We start from the raw sequence: 2,100 nt of genomic DNA on the forward strand, positions 1-2,100 counted from the left end.
GCGAGGGGGCGCATGGCCTGCTGGGCGGGGTGAGCCTTGGGACGGCGTTCTGGGCCCGTCCGGCGATTTCCGATGACAACGTCCACGAGGGTCGCGGACTGGAACTCAACCTCAGATTCGATTAATTGACGGGACAATGTTCTGTCGACTGGTCGACATGTGGGGGATCACCGATGGCCTATACTCTGAAACAACTGACCATGGCCTGGACCGCTGTCCATGGCGGCATCGCGCCCGACGCCGAGACGCAGGCCCAGCTGCAGCTGCGCACCAACGCCTCGTTCAGCGACCAGGACGCCCTGGCCTACGTCCTGAACAGCGCCGACAACAGCACCGCCCTGGCGGCGCTGAGCTACCAGTTCTTCACCGGCAAGAGCCCGACCGAAGCTGGCATGGCGTACCTGACCAACTCAGCGACGAACCCCAACGACCTGAACGACGCGTACTACGCCAAGTTCAACATCGAGAACCGCTACATCAACTTCGCTTCCAACCTGGGCCTGCAGGGCGAAGGCAAGGACGCCTTCGCCGGCAAGTACGGCGCGATGACCCTCACCGCCTATATCGCCTCGATCTACGAGACCATCATCGGCTCGACCTACGCCAGGGGCGCCGGGATCGATCCGCAGAAGGCGCAGCTCGACATCACGCTCCGCATCCCCGCCATCCTGAGCACGGCCCAGTCGGCGGGCATGATCACGTCCGACATGACCGCGGCCCAGAGCACCCTGGCCCTGAAAGCCGCCATCGCCGGCTATCTGATGGGGGAAGCTATCAAGTCAGATGTCGGCGTCTATGCCGCCGCCGCCAACAACTTCATGCTGGCCCTGGCCACGGGAACCGCGACCTACAACACCGACCTGACCACGACCTACAAGCCGACGGATGGCCAGGGCGCGGGACAGACCGTGACCACCGCCCCGCCGGTGAACACCGTCGTCGGCTACGAGCCGCCGCCTCCGCCTCCCCCGCCGCCCGAGCCCGATCCGGCCCCGGTCGCCCACAGCTTCACCCTGACCACCGGCGACGACACCTTCACCGGCGAAAGCCTGGCCGACACCTTCACCGCCACGCTGGGAACCGTCACGACGCTGAACGCCAACGACGTCCTGGACGGCGGCGACGGGGACGACACCCTGACGATCACCAGCGACGCCGGCTCCAGCTTCAGCTTCAACGGCGCCAAGATCAGCAATATCGAGCACGTCCGTGTCACCGCGACCGGCAACGCCACGCACCTGTACTTCAACGAGATGGTCTTCACCGACCTGACGAACACCGGCTCGACCCAGGACGTGTATTTCCACGAGGTCGGCGCGACGACCAATCTGAAGATCGCCAACACCAGCTCGGCCACCACCTTCGAGACGCCCAACACCGGCCTGAGCGGCAACGCCGACGCCCTGACCCTGACGCTGAGCGACGTGACCGGCGCGGCCGGGGTCACGATCAATGACGGGAATGGCGCCCCCAACCAGTACGAGACGCTGAACATCGTCTCGAACGGGACGGCCAATTCCATCAAGCTGGGCACCGACAACCACCAGACCAGCCTGGCGACGATCAACATCAGCGGCGCCGCGCCCCTGACCCTGGCCTTCGCCGCCACCAGCGATCACGTCACCACCAACAACATCACCATCGACTCCCACACCGCCACCGGCGGCGTGACCATCGGCAGCTCCGCCGTGCCGCTGGGTGGGGGCGCCAATACGATCATCCTGGGGACCGGCCCCAATGTCGTGTTCTTCGGCGCGAACCAGCTGAACACCAACGACACCGTGACCGCCACCGCGGGCACGAACGATACGCTGGTCATCAGCGACACCGCCGTCACCTCCGGCGCCCTGACCCACGTCACCGGCATCGAGACGTTCCGGTTCATGACCTCGTCGGGCGCCATGATCCAGAATGTCGCGGCGTTGCCAAACGGTGCGAACCTGGAGGTCGATGGCGCCGCCACCTTCGTCCAGTTCGGCAACCTGGCCAACAATACAACGGTGACCGTCCTGGATGCCGACCAATTGAACTTCGTGCTGGCCGCCAACACCGGCGCCGACGCCCTGACGGTGAAGATCGCGCCAGGGACCTCGGCGGGCG

1 pseudogene is annotated in these 2,100 nt (G+C 65.6%); it reads left to right on the forward strand.

The annotated features are described in order from the left end of the window. Nucleotides 1-173: 173 nt before the first annotated feature. Nucleotides 174-2,100, forward strand: a pseudogene (locus J7528_RS23320) (hypothetical protein); the annotation flags it as partial.

It is taken from the genome of Caulobacter sp. (genome assembly GCF_017744445.1).
Classification (GTDB): domain Bacteria; phylum Pseudomonadota; class Alphaproteobacteria; order Caulobacterales; family Caulobacteraceae; genus Caulobacter.